This is a genomic window from Mesorhizobium sp. CAU 1732 (assembly GCF_039888675.1).
In the GTDB taxonomy this organism is placed as follows: Bacteria; Pseudomonadota; Alphaproteobacteria; order Rhizobiales; family Rhizobiaceae; genus Aerobium.
In genome coordinates, this window is sequence record NZ_JBDQQR010000001.1 from 3161878 (window position 1) to 3179964 (window position 18087).

Genomic DNA, 18087 nt, shown 5'->3' on the forward strand with positions numbered 1-18087 from the left:
GGCCTTCGAGCATGTATCCCGAAAATGGGATGCTCATACAAAGAGATAGATTGCCACGTGTGCGTCCATCAAGATGCACGGCGATCTAGAGATGGCGACGCGGACTGACATGGAAGCACTCGACCAGAATGTCGGCGGACCGGACGGTGAGCCTGTGCGCGGCACCGCGCTCGTCGCGCGCCAACCCCGCCGCCTGTCGCAGGTCCTGCGCGAGATGTGCCTGCCGGCCGATGGCCCCGTCACGATCGGCGGCATCCGCGAGGCGATCGGCGACCGCGGCTTTGCTGCCCTTCTCTTTCTGTTCGCCGCGCTGAACCTGCTGCCGCTTCCGCCGGGCTCCACGCTTCTCTTCGGCATCCCGCTGATGATCGTCTCCGGCCAGATGATGCTGGGCTACAACACGCCCTGGCTGCCCCGCAGGCTGCTGGAGCGGCCGATAGACCGCGAGACCTTCCGCAATGGCTGCAACAGGCTGCTGCCGAAGCTCGAATGGCTCGAGCGCCTCGTCCATCCGCGCTATTGGCCCTTCGCCACGGCGCGGGCCGACAGGCTGATCGGCGCGGCAGCTCTGCTCCTGTCGATCGTGGTGTTCCTGCCGATACCCCTCGGCAACTGGCTGCCGGCTTTCTCCGTCGCGATCCTCGGCCTCGCCGTATCGGAACGCGACGGCGTGTTCCTCGGCGCAGGCCTGGCGCTCGGCATCCTGTCCCTCGTCGTGATCGGCGTCGTCGTGGGAACCGCGGGCTATGTCGCGGGCAGCATGTTCGGCTTTCATTTTTGATGTGATTGCGCACCGTCCGCGTCGCTTTTGAATGCGCACGCGTCGTCCCGCAACAAGCAGGCTCAAGATGCTTCCGGCAATGCTCGCGGAGTGAAGCAGCGGAGCTGACATGGCGGATCTCATTGTCGTCTACTGGCGCGATATACCCGCGCAGGTCATCGTGAAGAAGGGACGGCAGAACGCCAAGCGCGAGCTGCCGTTGCGCTTCACCGAAGCGATCGACATGTGCGCCATGCGCACCGGCGCGGGCGATACCGACGCCTATCTCGCCGAATGGCGCAAGGCCGACCCCATTCCTGTCAGCGACGATCTCGAAGCCGAGGCCGACAAGGCGCTCGCCGATCTCGACGCACGCTACGATCGCGACAGCCTCGTGGCGCTGGTCAAGGCGGGCGGCAAGCACGATGGCTGAGAACCGGCCCTTGTCGACGACGGCAGCCGGCCCCTCTGATGCGCGGCAGGTCGTCCCGCCCACCGCCGAGGCCGGCGTGACCCAGGCGACGATGGTCAAGAAGACCGCGCCGAAATCCGACTACAAGCCGGCCGACGTGTCGCCCCAGCGCCGCGTTCAGCGCCGCTACACCGTTCGCCTCTGGTCGATCCGGCATTCGCGCGGCCTCGAATGGTTCTACGCCAAATTCGCCGACGCGTTCCTGATGCTGCATCCGCTGTGGAAGACGATCGGCTATTCGCGCGCCGAGGGTCCGGTCAAGTTCGTCGAAAAGCGCGTGAAAGGTTTTATGTTCGACTGCCGCATGTGCGGCCAGTGCGTGCTCTCCTCGACGGGCATGTCCTGCCCGATGAACTGCCCCAAGCAGTTGCGCAACGGCCCCTGCGGCGGCGTGCGCGCCAACGGCAACTGCGAAGTCGAGCCCGACATGCCCTGCGTCTGGGTCAAGGCCTGGGAAGGCTCGCGCAACATGGTCCACGGCGACACGATCCTGAACGTCCAGAAACCGGTCGACCAGTCCCTGCGCGAGACCTCGGCATGGCTGCGGGTGACGGCAAGGGCGGCAGCGGAGCGGGAACGGGCGAAGGAGGGGGAAACCGCATGACGTTGCGCCGCCCCTCATCCGCCTGCCGGCACCTTCTCCCCGTGAACGGGGAGAAGGAAGGTGTCCGCAACATTTCCGCTTCCCCTTCTCCCCGTTTACGGGGAGAAGGGGCCCGAAGGGCGGATGAGGGGCAGCGCGACCCCGGAAGACGCTCATGACCCCCACCCGCCCACACCAGCCCGACGAAAACCCCGCCGGCATAGACCTGCCGCTCGATCCCCTGCCCGGCCATTCCTCGCGCGGCAGGCTGGAGCGCGTCCTGCGCCGTGGCGAATTCGCGGTGACCGCCGAGCTCAACCCGCCCGACAGCGCCAATCCCGAAGACGTCTACGAGCGCGCAAAAGTGTTCGACGGCTGGGTCGACGCGATCAACGCGGTCGACGCCTCGGGCGCCAACGCCCACATGTCGTCGGTCGGCATCTGCGCGCTCCTGACCCGCATGGGCTACGCGCCGGTGTTCCAGATTTCCTGCCGCGACCGCAACCGTATCGCGATCCAGGGCGACGTGCTGGGTGCCGCCGCCATGGGCGTGGCGAACATCCTCTGCCTGACGGGCGACGGCGTGCAGGCCGGCGACCAGCCCGGCGCAAAGCCGGTCTTCGACCTCGATTCGATGTCGCTTCTCGAAACGATCCGCATCATGCGCGACAACGGCAAGTTCCTGTCGGGCCGCAAGCTGACCACCCCGCCCTCGGTCTTCCTCGGCGCGGCGATCAATCCGTTCGCGCCTCCGATCGATTTCCGCCCGCATCGCCTCGCCAAGAAGATCGCCGCCGGCGCGCAGTTCGTGCAGAGCCAGTATTGCTTCGACGTGCCGATGTTCCGCGAATACATGAAGCGCATCCGCGACATGGGCCTGACCGAGGAGTGCTTCGTGCTCTGTGGCGTCGGACCGCTGGCATCGGGCAAGACCGCGCGCTGGATCCGCTCCAACGTGCCGGGCATCCACATTCCCGACAGCGTCATCGCGCGCCTCGAAGGTGCCGCCGACCAGAAGAAGGAAGGCAAGCAGCTCTGCATCGACATCATCAACGAGGTGAAGGAGATCGAAGGCGTCTCCGGCATCCATGTGATGGCCTATCGGCAGGAGGAATACGTCGCCGAGATCGTCCACGATTCCGGCGTGCTGAAGGGGCGTCGCCCCTGGAAGCGCGAGGCGCGTGCCGACGATGCGATGGTCGCCGAGAGGCTCGATCATATCCTTCACGACAATGCCAGCGAGCAACCCCAGCAGATCGTCGGTGAAGCAGCCAGTTGAACCGGCGCGATCTTGAAGCGACAACAGTAACGATATAAAGAAATCTTTATATCCCGAGGAGAACTCCATGACCCGCACCATTGTCGCTTCGGCGACCAGGGAAATCGTGATCGGCTTCGACCAGCCCTTCTGCGTCATCGGCGAGCGCATCAACCCGACCGGCCGCAAGAAGCTGGCGGCCGAGATGCAGGCCGGCAATTTCGAGACCGTCATCAGGGACGCGCTGGAACAGGCGGCGGCGGGCGCGACCATGCTCGACGTCAATGCGGGCGTGACGACCGTCGATCCGAACGCCACCGAGCCCGGCCTTCTGGTCCAGACGCTGGAGATCGTGCAGGGCCTCGTCGACCTGCCGCTGTCGATCGACTCCTCCGTCACCGCCGCGATCGAGGCCGGCCTCAAGGTCGCCAAGGGCCGACCGCTGGTGAATTCGGTCACAGGCGAGGAGGAAAAGCTCGAGGCGATCCTGCCGCTGATCAAGAAATACAACGTCCCCGTCGTCGCCATCTCGAACGACGAGACCGGCATCTCCATGGACCCGGACGTGCGCTTCGCGGTCGCCAAGAAGATCGTCGAACGCTGCGCCGATTTCGGCATCCCCGCCCATGACGTCGTGGTCGATCCGCTGGTCATGCCGATCGGCGCGCTGGGCGACGCCGGCCGCCAGGTCTTCGCGCTCCTGCGCCGCCTGCGCGAGGAACTCAAGGTCAACACGACCTGCGGCCTCTCCAACGTCTCCTTCGGCCTGCCGCACCGCCACGGCATCAACGCAGCCTTCATCCCGATGGTCATCGGCGCCGGCATGACATCAGCCATCATGAACCCCTGCCGCCCGCAGGAGATGGAAGCCGTGCGCGGCGCAAACGTGCTCGCCGGCACCGACAAGGACTGCATGACCTGGATCAAGACCTACAAGGACTACAAGCCCGGCGAGGTCCACGCCCCCGCCCCGGTCGCCGTCAACGCGCCCGGTGACGGCGGCAACGGCGGCAGGCGCCGCGGCGGCCGCGAAGCGCGGATGGCGCGCGGATAGCTCCAGAACCATGAACGCCCCGGCCAACCTCACCGACCCCCTCGTCCTCTTCATGCCGTCCGGCAAGCGCGGGCGGTTCCCGAAAGGCACCGTCGTGCTCGACGCCGCGCGCCAGCTCGGCGTCTATGTCGAGAGCGTCTGCGGCGGGCGGGCGACCTGTGGCCGCTGCCAGGTCGTGGTTCAGGAAGGCAATTTCGCCAAGCACAAGATCGTCTCGTCTAACGACCACATCTCGGCCTTCGGCGCCAAGGAAGAGCGCTACCAGCGCGTGCGCGGCCTGGCGGACGGCCGCCGCCTCTCCTGCTCGTCCACGATCGAGGGCGACCTCGTCATCGACGTGCCGCAGGACACCGTCATCAACGCGCAAGTCGTGCGCAAGGCCGCGATCGACCGCGTGATCGAGCGCAACCCGGCCGTCCAGCTCTGCTATGTCGAGGTCGACGAACCCGACATGCACAAGCCGCTCGGCGACCTCGACCGCATGAAGGTGATGCTGGAGAAGGACTGGGGCTGGAAGGATCTGCTCGTCTCGCAGCATCTCCTGCCGCAGGTCCAGACCATCCTGCGCAAGGGCGAGTGGGGCGTCACCGCCGCGATCCACCGCGACATGGAGGGCTCGCGCCCGACGATCATCGCGCTGTGGCCCGGCCTGCACAACGAGGCCTACGGCATCGCCTGCGACATCGGCTCGACCACCATCGCGATGCATCTCGTCTCGCTCCTCTCGGGCCGCGTGGTCGCCTCGTCGGGCGCGTCGAACCCGCAGATCCGCTTCGGCGAGGATCTGATGAGCCGCGTCTCCTACGTGATGCTGAACCCGGACGGCCGCGAGGCGATGACGAAGGCGGTGCGCGAGGCGATCAACGATCTCGTCGCAAAAGTCTGCGCCGAGGGCGGCGTCAGCCAGGACGACGTCCTCGACGCCGTCTTCGTCGGCAATCCGATCATGCATCACCTCTTCCTCGGCATCGACCCGACCGAGCTCGGCCAGGCCCCCTTCGCGCTCGCCGTATCCGGCGCGGTCCACTCCTGGGGCAGCGAGATCGGCCTGAACATCAACCACGGCGCGCGCGTCTACGTCCTGCCGTGCATCGCCGGCCATGTCGGCGCGGATGCTGCCGCCGCCACCCTGTCCGAAGGCCCCTACCGCCAGGACGGCATGATGCTGCTGGTCGATGTCGGCACCAATGCCGAGATCGTGCTGGGCAACCGCCATCGCGTCGTGGCGGCCTCGTCGCCGACCGGCCCCGCCTTCGAGGGCGCGGAAATCTCGTCCGGCCAGCGCGCCGCCCCCGGCGCGATCGAGCGCGTACGCATCGACCCGGAGACGCTGGAACCGAAATTCCGCATCATCGGCTCCGAAAAATGGTCCGACGAGGACGGTTTTGCGGAAGACGCCGAAAAGCTCGGCATCACCGGCATCTGCGGCTCGGCGATCATCGAGGTGGTGGCCGAGATGTATCTGTCGGGCATCATCTCCGAAGACGGCGTCGTCGATGGGGCGATGGCCGCGCGCACGCCGCGCATCCTGCAGAACGGCCGCACCTTCTCCTATTTGCTGCACGACGGCGCACAGCGCATCACCGTGACGCAGAACGACATCCGCGCGATCCAGCTCGCCAAGTCCGCGCTCTATGCCGGCGTCAAGCTGCTGATGGAAAAGCTCGGCATCGACCATGTCGACACGATCCGCTTCGCAGGCGCCTTCGGCTCCTTCATCGACCCGAAATACGCGATGGTGCTGGGCCTGATTCCCGATTGCGATCTGGCCGAGGTGAAGGCCGTCGGCAACGCGGCCGGCCAGGGCGCGCTGATGACCCTGCTCAACCGCGACTACCGCCGCGAGATCGAGGAGACGGTCAAGCGCATCGAAAAGATCGAGACCGCGCTGGAACCCAACTTCCAGCAGCTCTTCATCAACGCGATGGCCCTGCCCAACAAGGTCGATCCCTTCCTGAAGCTCGCCGAACAGGTAAAACTCCCAGCCCGCAAAACCCCCTCCGACGACGGCCCGACCGGCGACAACGCCCCCCGCAGGCGTTCACGCGAGGAACGCGCGGCGAGGCGGGAGCGGTAGGGAGGCGGGTTTGGGCCTCGTCCCGGTCGTTCAAACCAGTTCGAGGCTTTCTCGAAAGCAGCCGTGTTTGAGGCTGGGGGGGAATGACGACAAAGGGGTGGAGCCGGTCAGTCCGCTTTTGGTATCACCGTCAGCAACTCGGACATCTCGGCAATTGCGCCCTTCTGGAGTATCGGTGTGTATATGTTTGAAGCAGACTCCTCGTCTATGAGCTCGAGAGAATTGACATAAGCTTCCACATCCTTGACGTACCGGGCGCTTTTTCGCCATTTTGCAAACGCGAAGAATTCCCTTTTTGCACCTGAGTTTTTGTCGATACGAGTAGTGAGGAAATCTGGCGTATTCTCGCACGCCCAGTTTTCAAAATTCCCGTATAGATCTCGTGCTTCCGCTATCACCCTTGGCAGCCAATCAGTGAGCCCATCTCGATGCCGTTTGAGTCTTAGCTCACGAACAAACACAGAAAAAGCAAGGTCATTGATAACCTTGTCTGCTGCGCCGCGCAGTTGTCTATTTTGAGATACATCCGAATAAATAGTATAAATATCAAGAAATTTATCGATGTCCTCATCTGTTATCTGCGGGAGGATGCCCCCGGTGTTTTTCATCATCTTCCGCTCAACGGCCACTGCGAAACGGCCGCATGCGATATTCATGATACGGGTAAAAATGGTTCGTTCAACAATATCATCCTTGCTTATGAATTTGCTACGCAAGGCGTCAGAGTATTCGCCACGCTTGGGCTCATACAGGATTCCAGTTCGATTAAAAACTAGTTCAGCTAGATGTCTATTTTGATCGTTACTTGCCGTGCGATCAATTGATGAAACAGTTGTTTGAGAATTAGTCGCAGATGATATGCTTAAAATCAATTTCTTTTTGGAATCCTCGTCAATCTGCGGCAGAGTGATGATCCTAAGAACCACTTCTTTCCCAGAGAATAGGCGTTCGCGTTCAATGTCGGAACTCTCGTCGTAAATCCTAGCAAGTGTAAACGCTGTCTGCCCACCGTTGATGATTTGGGGATTCACGATCTCAACTTGAGCCTTGTTTTTTGCGCCTACGCGTTCGTTTACGTAGGTCTCATCAGAAACGATAGTGATCCCGTTGTTCAGAATAGCAAACTCACCTGTGTCGATATCAACGATGCTTTCTCGTATACCCTCGTTTGTTCGTTGCTCCTTGAATTCCAGATATGATCTCGGATTATAACGAAGGATTGAATTTTTGAAGCGCGACATGATTTGCGCGATTTCGAGCGTTGGCACCAGGACAACCGTAACCTGGCTGGGACCATGAGCTGTGTTGATCTCGGCGCTGAGACGAGAGCTGCCTGACTTGTTGCTCAGGTCAATCTGCAATCGCAGGCTTGATGTGTAGTGCTGCTCACCCCTAATTGTTGGCAACACCAACTCACTATAGCAACGTTCGAAGTTTACGATATTGACATCATCACCTTGAAATAAACGCTCAGCAAGTGGGTATTGCTCGCACTTGACGTTCGCTAATATTGTAACCTTTGTTTTATATCTTGCGATATCAGGTATTTTACAAACTTTATCGACGAAGGCGTGGATATAACCATTGTATTTCTGCCCACTTGCATCTTCGAGATGTCCGGCGAGAATCCGACCGATATCGACTGCCAAGAGTTCTTCTGGGGTGATGTTTTTGGATTCAAAGTTGGACGGCCCAACCCTAAATTTCGATTGAATTACGTCAAGAACCTTGTTCTCCGCGTCAATAAAATACGCGTCGATGCCGCCGTCATTGCTGGCATCGGTTATCGTCATTTCACGACTTTCGAAATCCACGACGCCGTATGTAGAAGCCAAGTAGAGATGGATAAATGCTCTCGCCCTAGCTTGATTCTGCCGTTCCTCAGTGCTTGTGTCAAAGAAGGAGCGACGCTGCTTAACTCCTTGTCCTTCGCGGACATATTCATCGAGAATACGAGTTAGAATTGCGTACTTTTTGCCTTGACTTGATTGCATGCCCATTCCCCCAAATCGACATCGTTGTAGGCAACGAAACGATATTTGGGTAGTGCTGCAGTAACTCACCAACGAGTTTCTGAGCAGCAACTCAACATGTACCTCCCCCTGTAGACTTCCTTGCTTCGGTTTTGAGGTCGATTTTCAGAACGGCACCTATCCGCCGAGCGCCACCCCAAACCTGACTATCCGCAAACGCCCTCACTTTATCCACCCCCTCCCAACCCGCGCTAAAATCCCCCTGACGACCAACGGCGTCGGGAGGGCGCGATGGACTGGAATGCGGCGATCGAGAAAAACCGCGAGGCACTGAAGCGGGTGCTGGCGATGCTCGTCGCCATGGCCGGGATCGATCCGTCGACGGCGCGGACCGAAGGCGAGCCGCGCAAAACCCTGCCGCGCCGGCTCCATCGCGCGGTGCTGCGGCTGCTGCGGCCGGCGGAGGCGGCGGCGCGGCGGTTGGTCATCGTCGCCGCGCGGGGCCTCTCCGAAACCCTGAAGCCGGCGCGCTCGCGCAAGCCGGCGGGCAAACGCCGGCCTCGGCACCCTGTCGCCCGTGGCTTCCGCCTGTTCGATCCCCTGCCGCGCTTCGGCCGGCCCGCGCGTCGGTCGCCCTCCGTCCTGCCGCGCATTTCCTTCCCCGGCTTCACCAAGCCGTCACCCATCCGCCGGCCGCCGATGCCGTCCGACCCGATCGACGCCGCGCCGCTTGGCCACCGGCTGGCGGGGCTTGCCGCGACGCTCGACGATTTGCCCCGACAGGCAAAACGCTTCGCGCACTGGCAGGCGCGCCGCGATGCCGCGCGCACCGAAAACCCCGGTGCGGGGGCCACGCGCCGCGTCACCGGCGGCGATGCAAGGTCGTCCAAGGCCCGCATGCGCCGCATCTGGCCCCTGCGGCCCGGCCACCCGCCCGGCCGGCATTCGCCCCGCGACCGCCGGCCCGCCCACGACATCCACGGCGTGCTCGCCACGGTCCATGATCTGGCGCTCTGGGCGATCGAGCCGCCGGACACCTCATGACGCCGGGCCCGGCATGCGGACATTTTGGGGCGATGGCCACCGCCGTGAGGCGGCGTGGCGACGGAGAGGCATGCCAGCGACACATTTGGCTGGAAACAGGGATATATCCATTCGATCCCAACGTCGCATCCGAGCCAGCCGCCCATGCCCTCCCTCAAATCCCACCTCGTCGCCTTCGTGCTCAAAAACACCCGCAAGAAGGCGTTCCGCACGCCGGAGGGCCTGCACGCCTGGATCGCCAAATCGCGGCTGACGCAGGACCACCGTCCGCCCGTAAAAGTCGCGCAAAGGGTCGACATCTCCAGGCGGCAGGTCGCGGGCCACACCGTCTACGAGGTCAAGCCGAAGGGCACGCCGCCGACGCGGCGGATGCTCTATCTCCACGGCGGCGCCTATTGTTTCGAGATGACGTCGTTCCACTGGAAGCTGATCGCGGAAATGTGCGAGCGGCTGTCGGCGCATATCTCGGTGCCGATCTATCCCCTTGCGCCCGAACATGATTTCCACGCCATCTACGGCATGGTCTCGGAGGTCTATCGCGAGGTCGTGGACGGCACGCAGAAGGTGGCGATCATGGGCGATTCAGCCGGCGGCAACATGGCGCTGGTGCTGACGATGATGGCGGCGCAAGAGGGCTGGCCGCTGGCCGACCGGCTGGTCCTGATATCGCCCGGCGTCGACATGACCCTCTCCAATCCCAAGACGATCGAACTGGCGAAGCTCGACCCGTGGCTGGACATTCCCGGCGGCACCGAAGCGGTGCGGATCTACGCGGCCGATCTCGCCATGAGCGACTGGCGCATCAGCCCGGCCCTTGGCGACCTCTCCATCCTGCCGCCGACGCTGGTCTTCTCCGGCACGCGCGACCTGCTCCATCCCGACACGGAAGTCTTTGCCGAGAAAGCGCGGGCGGCTGGCGCCGACGTCGAACTCGTCACCGGCAAGGGCATGATCCATGTCTGGCCGCTGATCGACATGCCCGAGGCCCGCGCGGCGCGCGGCGAGATGGTGGCCTGGCTCAAGGCGTCACGGAGCGGGGGCAAACCATGAAGCGCGAACGCTACCCCTGGACCGCGCCGAGCATCGCTGCGGTGACGCCCTGCTTCCAGCCCGATGCCTCCGCCCACGGGTCGGGCTGGGAGAGCCGCTTCTCCATGTCGCCGATGTGGAAAAGATTGGCTGCCTTGAGCGTCGAAAGCTCATCCCACGTCACCGGCGTCGCCACCGGCGCGCCCTTGCGTGCCCGTGTCGAATACGGCGTCACGGCCGTCGCGCCGCGCTCGTTGCGCAGCCAGTCGATGAAGATGCGCCCTTCCCGCTTGTCCTTCGCCGCCTGCGAGACGTACCGCTCCGGCATGTCGGCCGCGACCATCTCCGCGAACCCGCGCGCGAACGCCTTGACCTGCGACCACTCGGCGCCGCGCTCGAGCGGCGCGATCACGTGGATGCCCTTGCCGCCGGTGACCATCGCAACGGTCTTCAACCCGAGCGCATCCAGCCGGTCGCGCAACGCGCCTGCTGCCTCGCGCACATCGGAGAAGCCCAGCGCCTCGTCGGGATCGAGGTCGAAGACCAGCCGGTCGGGCTGCTCCAGCCTGTCGATCCTCGAGCCCCAGATATGGAACTCCAGCGTTCCCATCTGCACGCCGGCGATCAATCCGGGCAGACCGTCAGCATAGAGATAGTTCGCGCGATCACCGTCGGCCTCTTCGATCTCCAGCCGCTTCAGTTCAGCGGGAAAGCCTTTGGAATCGTGCTTCTGGTAAAAGCATTGGCCGGTCGCGCCCTGCGGGCAGCGCACGAGGCTCAGCAGTCGGTCGCGCACATGGGGAAGGATGCGATCGGCGACGCGGACATAGTGCGCCGCAAGGTCGGCTTTCGTGATGCCCTGCTCGTCGAACAGCACCTTGTCGGGGCTGGTCAGCCTGACGCCCTCGACATGCGTCTCGTTGCCCTTGCTTGCCATGGCGGCCTCCTGCGTCAGGCCAGAACGGATGGCCGGACATCACGGTTCCGGCGCGGCTCAGAACTTGCCGGTCTCGCGGAATGCCTCGAAGGTCGCGCGGATGTGGTCGGCGGCCGCCTGAACCGGTGCGGAGGCGTCATGCGCGACGATCATCGCCAGATTGTAGTTCGAGAGCTGGGGCAGTCCTTCATTGGGCCCGAGCGCGACGACATCGTCCCCGATGAACGACTTTGGCAGCGGCGCGATGGCGAGATCTGACAGGATCGCGGCGCGCTGGCCGGCCGTATGCGCGCTCATATAGGCGATGCGATAGTCGCGCCCCGAGCGGCCGAGCGCCTCCAGCGCGTCGGCGCGCCAGGCGCAGCCTTCCTCCCAGATCGACAGCGGGAGCGGTTCGCGCAGATGCGCGCAGCCGCCCTTGGCCCCGCCCCACACGATCGGCTCGGTCAGAAGCACCTCGGCCTCGGGCGGAATGTTCTTGCAGACGGTGAACAAGGTGATGTCGAGCTGCCGCTCGTTCATGCGGCGGCGCAGATTGCCGCTCTGGTCGATCGTCACGTCGACCGCGATCGACGGATGCGTCTGCGCGAACCGCTTGAGCACGTTGGGCAGAACGCGCTCGCCATAATCATCCGGCGAACCGAGCTTCACCACGCCGGCAATGTCGGGAATGATGAACTTCGCGACCGCCTCGCGGTTGAGCGCGAGGATGCGGCGGGCGTAGCCCATCAGCATCTCGCCATCCTGCGTCAGAGAGACCGATCGCGCGTCGCGCGAGAAGACGGCGACGCCGAGGATGTCCTCCAGCTTCTTGATCTGCATCGAGACGGCCGACGGCGTGCGAAACACCGAATTGGCCGCAAGCGTGAAACTGCCGGTCTCGGCAATCGCGACGAAGGTGCGCAGCACGTCGAGATCGAGAAGCGGCATGGGATGGTTGAGGGGTGCGTTCATGGCTCGCCTGCATCAACTTTTCTGAATGAGAACATCATTCCATTTCGTTTGATTGAACATCGAACCGGCGCGATAGTCAAGTCCAGAGCGCAGGACATCTCGTCCGTCGCAAGCTGGAAGGAAAAAGACGATGACCATCTTCAGCACGCTGAGCCAGATCGCCTCCGAGTATCGCGCCCGCCGTCGCCGGTTGAGCACCTATCTGGAAATTTCGAGCCTCCCGCGCGAAATCCAGAAGGACATCGGCTGGCCCGGCTCGTTCAATCCACAGAAGGACGACACACGCACCAGCCTGCGGTCGCGGCATTGACGCCGGAGCGGACGCCGCGAGGCAGCGAGACCGCCTCGCGGCGCCGTAAACTGGAGCCTCACTGCGACGGCTCCATTGCCAGAACAGGAGCAGATCCATGTCTCTGCTTGCAGCCATCACCAAGCATCTCAAACTGCCGGGCCATTCGGGCTCACACCAGCGTGAAACCGACGCCTACCGCATGCAGGCGCGCCCGGCTGCCGTCACCAGCGCGATGGTCGACGGCTGGTCGAACCAGCTCATACACAGTCTTTCGCAGCGCACGAGATAGCCATGCAAATGAGCATGGCGCACATGAAACAGGCGCATGGCAGCCGTTTCCGGGCTCAAGCCTCTGAATGCCTTGAGCTATCTGGCGATTTTGACGGCAGACTGCCGATTTTCGTGTCGCATTTCAGGTGTCGCACTTCGCATTTCCCGCTTTGTGTGCGCCGCACAACGCCTATATACGCATCATCAAACGAGCGACCCCACTCCATAATGCGAAGGCCGCTCCGTGTGAGATTCTGACTCTGCATGGAGATGTGTCATGAAACTTTTTTCCCGCTTTTTCGCCCGTCGTGAATCCAATCTGACGACCGAACTCGAGCGCCAGCGCCTGAGCAAGACGATGCCCGGCCAGACAGCCGCTCTGAATGCATCGCGCCTCGGCTTCCTCGTCAACTGACGAGCAGCCCGCTTTTCTGGACGACACCTATCGACGACGCCGCGGACAGCCTGAAGGCTGCTCTGCGGCGTCGTCGTTTGGTTTTATGAGGCATTGCGCCCCCCGCGCGGGTGACTTGTCAAATTCTACCGCCGCATACCATTGACATTTATGCGTTTTCCTGATGACGCTTTGCTGATCGCGACATGACCTGTCAGCGGGCGCAAGCTTCATCACGGAGGCCTGGGTGTCCCCCAAAAACGCAGTCAAACGTTCGATCGTCTTTTTCCTGGTTCCGGATTTCACCATGATCGCCTTCGCAACGGCGATCGAACCCTTGCGCGCGGCCAACCGGATGCTGGGCTACGATGCCTATCAATGGCGGCTGGCCAGCGCCGACGGGCGACCGGTGCGCGCATCGAATTTCGTCGAGTGCGCGGTCAACACCTCGCTTGAAGACGAGCGCCGCAAGATGGCCGGGCCGGATCGTCCGTCCATGGCCATCGTCTGCGCGGGCCTCGACGTCGAAAAATACTATCACAAATCCGTCTTCGCGTGGCTGCGCGAGGAGTACAATCGCGGCGTATCGATCGGCGGACTGTGCACCGGCGCCTACGTCCTGGCCCAGGCCGGGCTCCTGTCCAACCGCCGCTGCGCAATTCACTGGGAAAACCTGCCCGGTTTCCAGGAGGCTTTCCCGAAGACGAACGTCTACGCCGATCTCTTCGAGGTCGACCAGAACATCTACACCTGCGCCGGCGGAACGGCCGCGCTCGACATGATGCTGAAGCTCATCGGCGACGATTTCGACGACAATCTCGTCAACCGCGTCTGCGAGCAGGTGCTGACCGACCGGGTGCGCAGCCCGACCGACCGCCAGCGCCTGCCCTTGCGCGCGCGCCTCGGCGTGCAGAACTCCAAGGTTCTCACCATCATCGAACTGATGGAGGCGAACCTCGCCGAGCCGCTGTCGCTGATCGAGATCGCCGACCATGTCGGCCTGTCGCGCCGCCAGATCGAGCGCCTTTTCCGGCAGGAAATGGGCCGTTCTCCGGCGCGATACTATCTGGAGATCAGGCTGGACCGCGCGCGCCACCTGCTCATCCAGTCATCGCTGCCGGTCGTCGAGGTCGCGGTGGCCTGCGGTTTCGTATCCGCGTCGCATTTTTCAAAGTGCTATCGCGAGCTCTATGCACGCTCGCCGCAGCAGGAACGCGTCGATCGCAAGCAGTTGATCGCGGCCTGATCGGCTCGCGATCAGCGGCTGTCCCACATCCACGACCGGTCGCGCCACATCTTCTCGCCGATCTCGCAATCGGCCGGCGCCTCGCCCTGCACGGTCACGACGGACGCCCACTCCGCATCGCGCGGCGACGGGCCGCCGGCCAGTTCGAGCACCAGCTTGCGGCGCACCGCTTCGGGAAACTGCGTCCACTCGTTCACCGGGATCATGAACGCGCCCGGCCCGCCGATGACGCAGTCGCGATAATAGATATCGAGGTTCGCGACGTCATATGCGCTCGAAAACCCGCCATTAGTCATGAGCGGCAGGCCGTTGATGGTGATGCCCTGTTCGGTCAGCGCATCGCGGGCGTCCGAGACGTTGCCGCCCTGATTGTTCGGGCCATCGCCTGAAATATCGATGACGCGCTTCAGCCCGCGGTTCGGGCTCTCGGCAAAGAGATCTCCGGCAAAGGCCAGCGCGCCCGCGATCGACGTGCGTCGCGCGCTCTTGGGTGGATGCAGCGTCAGCTTCTCCGCGAAGCCCCGCGCTTCGTCCAGGTTCGAGATGATCGTCCAGGGCACGACGACATGCTGGACGGTCGCGCCGGCCCATTCGACATAGGTGATGGAAATCTTGCCGTGCGCACCGTCGCGAATGGCGTTGATCACCTGCACGTGCGTCAGCGCGGCCGCGTAGCCATCGCGCTGGATCGCCAGTTCGTCGGGCGACATGGAGAGCGACACATCGACGGCAAGGATGAGTTCGACATCGACGATCTCGGCGCTGGCGCTCTGGGGCGCAACCGTCGCAATCGCCAGAATGAGACCGGCATGCAACGCGAGTAATGGTTGCCGCAGACGTGCCATGCGGGAAGGATACGCAAAGACCTTCGCTTGAAAAGAAAAAGGCCCGGCGAAAGCGGGCCTCTCCCTTCACATTTTCGCGATGAATTCCGTCCTCGACTTGAAGCGTGTCGCGATCCTTCGGATTCGCTTGCCACGCTTCAGGTCTTTGTTCTTGCGCATGTCTTGATCCCAAAACCGGTTCCCACTTTTGGGAGACATGCTTTAACTGCGCGGCTTGAGGTTTTCCGGGTCGTAGAGCGGCTTGTAGCCGACCGATGCGACCTCGACCTCATAGGTCTCGCCGAAATACTCGACGGCGAGCTTGCGGCCTTCCTGGCAATACCCCCACGGCAGGTAGGCGAGCGCGATGTTCTTGCCGATCGTCGGCCCATAGGCGACGGACGTGGTGAAGGAGCGGCGACCGAGGTCGTCGACCAGCGTCTCGCCGGTTTCCGGGTCGATCACCGGCATGATGCCGACCGGATACCGCGCGACGCCCTTCGCATCGTGATTGTCCGTCATGACCAGCGTGCACAGCATGGCCGGCTGGTTTTTCCGCGCGCGATATTCCTCGTGCTTCGCCTTGCCGCAGAAATCGGCTTCCTTGACCTTCGGACGCGCGAGATCGGCTTCCAGCAGATTGTATTCGGTCAGGAGGTCCGCATTCTGCAGGCGCAGGCTTTTCTCCATGCGGCGGGTGTTGGCGTAGGTTTCGACGCCGAACGGCATGATGCCGGTGGAGCGGAGCGCATCCCAGACGGCGAGGCCGTCCTCGTAGCGCATGTGCAGTTCCCAGCCCTGCTCGCCGACATAGGAGATGCGGAAGGCGGTGACGTCCTTGCCGCCGATTTTCAAAGGCTTGATCGCGGCGAACGCGAAATTCTCGTGCGTCAGGCCATCGGGATTCTCGACCACCTTCTGCAAGGTCGTCCGCGCGTTCGGCCCCCAGATGCCGATGGTGACGTACTTCTCGCTCACATCGGTGATGGTGACGTCGAAACCGTTGTCCTCGGCGACGCGGCGCATGTAGTGGAAGTCGCGCGGGCCGGCATCGGCACCGTCGACCAGACGGCACCGGTCGGCCATGCGGATGACGGTGAAGTCGGCGCGCACCATGCCCTCTTCATCGAGGAAATGCGTGTAGATGCCCTTGCCGATATTGTTGTCGCCGCCGATCTTGGCTGCGCACAGCCATTCCAGCAACGCGACATGATCCGGCCCCTCGATGTCGTACATGGCGAAATGCGACAGGTTCACGATGCCGCAATCCTCGCTCATGGCGAGATGTTCGGCATTGGAAACGCGCCAGAAATGGCGGTTGTCCCATTCGTTTTCGCGCACAGGAATGCGGTTGCCGTATTTTTCGAGCAGATGCTCGTTGGCGGCATAGCCATGGGCGCGCTCCCAGCCGCCAAGCTCCATGAAATAGCCGCCGAGCTCCTTTTCGCGCTCGTAGAAGGGCGATCGGCGCACATTGCGGCCCTTGGAGAAGGGTTCGCGCGGGTGGACGGCGGGATTGTAGACCTTCATGGCCGTCTCGGTGCAGCGATCCCAGATCATCTGTTCCTGCGTCTGGTGCGGATAGAAGCGCGAATAATCGACGGCGTGGTGGTCGATTTCGGTGCGCCCGTCGGTCATCCAGTCGGCGATGAGCTTGCCCATGCCGGGGCCGTCCTTGACCCAGATCGCGACCGCATACCACAGCCCGCGCACCTTCTGGCTTTCGCCCATGGAAGGCCCGCCATCGCTCGTCACCTGCAACAGCCCGTTGAAGGAGTGGCTTTCATTGTAGCCGAGCTCCGCCAGGATCGGCGTCAGTTCCATCGCGCGCTCAAGCGGTTCGATGATCTGGTCCATGTCGAGGTCGCGCTGCGAGGGCGAGAGCCGAGCCTGGTTCTTCTCCAGAAGATCGCGCGGATGGCAAAGGCGTGGATTGGTTTCCTCGTAATACCCCCACTCAATCTGCCCGCCCTCGGCAGTTTTCGGGTCGCCGGTGTCGCGCATATAGGCCGAATTGCCCTGATCGCGCAGCAGTGGCCAGCCGATTTCCTTGCCGGTGCCGGCGAATTCATTGTACGGGCCGAAGAAGGTCAGCGGGTGATCGATCGGCATGACCGGCAAATCCTCGCCGGCCATTTCCGCAATCAGGCGCCCCCAGATACCGGCGCAGACGACGACATAGTCGGCATGGATGGTGCCGCGCTCGGTCACGACGCCCTTGATGCGGCCGTTCTCGATGATCAACGACTTGGCGGACGTGTTCGCGAAGGCCTTGAGCTTGCCCGACGCTTCGGCCTGATCGACCAGCTTGCCGGCAACCGTCTGCGAACGCGGGATGACGAGGCCGGCATCGGGGTCCCACAGGCCGCCCTGCACCAGCTCCTCCTCGATCAGCGGGAATTTTTCCTTGATCTCGGCCGGTTCGATCAGGCGGGCGCGCGTGCCGAACGCCTTTGCCGAGGCGATCTTGCGCTTGATCTCGTCCATGCGGGCATCATCACCGACGCGGGCGACCTCGAGGCCGCCGACGCGGGCGTAGTGACCCATCTTCTCGTAGAAATCGATCGAATAGAGCGTCGTCCAGCACGACAGGAAATCATGGCTGGTCGTGTAGCAGAAGTCGGACGCATGGGCCGTCGAGCCGATGTCGGTCGGGATGCCGGACTTGTCGATGCCGACGATATCGTCCCACCCACGCTCGATCAGATGATGCGCGACCGATGCGCCCACGATACCGCCAAGGCCGATGATGACGACCTTCGCCTTTGCCGGAAACTCTGCCATTGCCCGTGACTCCGAAGTGCTTTTGCGCGCAGACAATAGGCTGTGTGCCGATCCCGCGCTCGTCCTGAATGCGACATGCCGCAAACGGCGCGCGACCCGCAAGACGGGAAGGCGCTACCATCGGCATCAGGCACCG

17 protein-coding genes are annotated in these 18087 nt (G+C 62.9%); 12 read left to right on the forward strand and 5 right to left on the reverse strand.

The genetic code is table 11. The features are described 5' to 3' along the window. Positions 1-91 precede the first annotated feature (91 nt). The 6 genes from AAFN55_RS15395 to AAFN55_RS15420 all read left to right on the forward strand — a co-directional run bounded on the left by AAFN55_RS15395 (position 92) and on the right by AAFN55_RS15420 (position 6204). A complete protein-coding gene (locus AAFN55_RS15395) occupies positions 92-781 on the forward strand; it encodes an exopolysaccharide biosynthesis protein (protein WP_347799707.1) in 690 nt (229 codons plus the stop codon). Between the two features lie 109 nt (positions 782-890). Next, positions 891-1193 (forward strand): virulence factor, encoded by a 303-nt coding sequence (locus AAFN55_RS15400; RefSeq protein ID WP_347799708.1) that lies wholly within the window; start codon positions 891-893, stop codon positions 1191-1193. 91 nt (positions 1194-1284) lie between these two features. Further along, positions 1285-1836, forward strand: a complete 552-nt coding sequence (locus AAFN55_RS15405; protein ID WP_347800279.1) for a methylenetetrahydrofolate reductase C-terminal domain-containing protein — start codon at positions 1285-1287, stop codon at positions 1834-1836. Between the two features lie 154 nt (positions 1837-1990). Next, positions 1991-3094 carry a methylenetetrahydrofolate reductase gene (locus tag AAFN55_RS15410; protein ID WP_347799709.1) on the forward strand — a complete coding sequence of 368 codons (1104 nt, stop codon included), beginning with the start codon at positions 1991-1993 and terminating at the stop codon, positions 3092-3094. Between the two features lie 67 nt (positions 3095-3161). Further along, positions 3162-4127: a methyltetrahydrofolate cobalamin methyltransferase gene (locus AAFN55_RS15415; RefSeq protein WP_347799710.1), complete on the forward strand. Its 966-nt coding sequence runs from the start codon at positions 3162-3164 to the stop codon at positions 4125-4127. A 10-nt stretch (positions 4128-4137) separates the two neighbouring features. Next, positions 4138-6204, forward strand: coding sequence for an ASKHA domain-containing protein (locus tag AAFN55_RS15420; protein WP_347799711.1), 2067 nt, complete (start codon positions 4138-4140; stop codon positions 6202-6204). A gap of 107 nt (positions 6205-6311) precedes the next feature. On the opposite strand, the gene AAFN55_RS15425 is transcribed toward AAFN55_RS15420, so the two are convergent. Continuing rightward, complete coding sequence (locus AAFN55_RS15425; RefSeq protein ID WP_347799712.1) at positions 6312-8198, reverse strand: AIPR family protein; 1887 nt, start codon at positions 8196-8198, stop codon at positions 6312-6314. A gap of 270 nt (positions 8199-8468) precedes the next feature. On the opposite strand from AAFN55_RS15425, the gene AAFN55_RS15430 reads away from it, so the two are divergent. Continuing rightward, positions 8469-9221 carry a hypothetical protein gene (locus tag AAFN55_RS15430; protein ID WP_347799713.1) on the forward strand — a complete coding sequence of 251 codons (753 nt, stop codon included), beginning with the start codon at positions 8469-8471 and terminating at the stop codon, positions 9219-9221. Between the two features lie 144 nt (positions 9222-9365). After that, entirely contained in the window at positions 9366-10271 is a 906-nt protein-coding gene (locus tag AAFN55_RS15435) for an alpha/beta hydrolase (protein WP_347799714.1), read from the forward strand. A 10-nt stretch (positions 10272-10281) separates the two neighbouring features. Here AAFN55_RS15435 and ligD read toward each other — a convergent pair whose 3' ends face one another. Continuing rightward, the gene (gene ligD, locus AAFN55_RS15440) at positions 10282-11187 is read right to left on the reverse strand and encodes a non-homologous end-joining DNA ligase (RefSeq protein ID WP_347799715.1); all 906 of its coding nucleotides are present in this window, start codon (positions 11185-11187) and stop codon (positions 10282-10284) included. A gap of 57 nt (positions 11188-11244) precedes the next feature. Next, entirely contained in the window at positions 11245-12141 is an 897-nt protein-coding gene (locus tag AAFN55_RS15445) for a LysR family transcriptional regulator (protein WP_347799716.1), read from the reverse strand. A 130-nt stretch (positions 12142-12271) separates the two neighbouring features. Between AAFN55_RS15445 and AAFN55_RS15450 the strand changes: the two genes are divergently transcribed. The 4 genes from AAFN55_RS15450 to AAFN55_RS15465 all read left to right on the forward strand — a co-directional run bounded on the left by AAFN55_RS15450 (position 12272) and on the right by AAFN55_RS15465 (position 14343). Then, complete coding sequence (locus AAFN55_RS15450) at positions 12272-12451, forward strand: hypothetical protein (protein WP_347799717.1); 180 nt, start codon at positions 12272-12274, stop codon at positions 12449-12451. Between the two features lie 97 nt (positions 12452-12548). After that, on the forward strand, positions 12549-12722 hold the full coding sequence (locus AAFN55_RS15455; RefSeq protein ID WP_347799718.1) for a hypothetical protein: 174 nt from the start codon (positions 12549-12551) through the stop codon (positions 12720-12722). 258 nt (positions 12723-12980) lie between these two features. Further along, on the forward strand, positions 12981-13118 hold the full coding sequence (locus AAFN55_RS15460; RefSeq protein ID WP_347799719.1) for a hypothetical protein: 138 nt from the start codon (positions 12981-12983) through the stop codon (positions 13116-13118). Between the two features lie 226 nt (positions 13119-13344). Beyond that, entirely contained in the window at positions 13345-14343 is a 999-nt protein-coding gene (locus AAFN55_RS15465) for a GlxA family transcriptional regulator (protein ID WP_347799720.1), read from the forward strand. An 11-nt stretch (positions 14344-14354) separates the two neighbouring features. On the opposite strand, the gene AAFN55_RS15470 is transcribed toward AAFN55_RS15465, so the two are convergent. Together AAFN55_RS15470 and AAFN55_RS15475 are read right to left on the reverse strand one after the other, a co-directional pair. Beyond that, positions 14355-15188, reverse strand: a complete 834-nt coding sequence (locus AAFN55_RS15470; protein ID WP_347799721.1) for a DUF1194 domain-containing protein — start codon at positions 15186-15188, stop codon at positions 14355-14357. Positions 15189-15389: 201 nt separating this feature from the next. Continuing rightward, entirely contained in the window at positions 15390-17951 is a 2562-nt protein-coding gene (locus AAFN55_RS15475) for an FAD-dependent oxidoreductase (protein WP_347799722.1), read from the reverse strand. Positions 17952-18087: the final 136 nt, after the last annotated feature.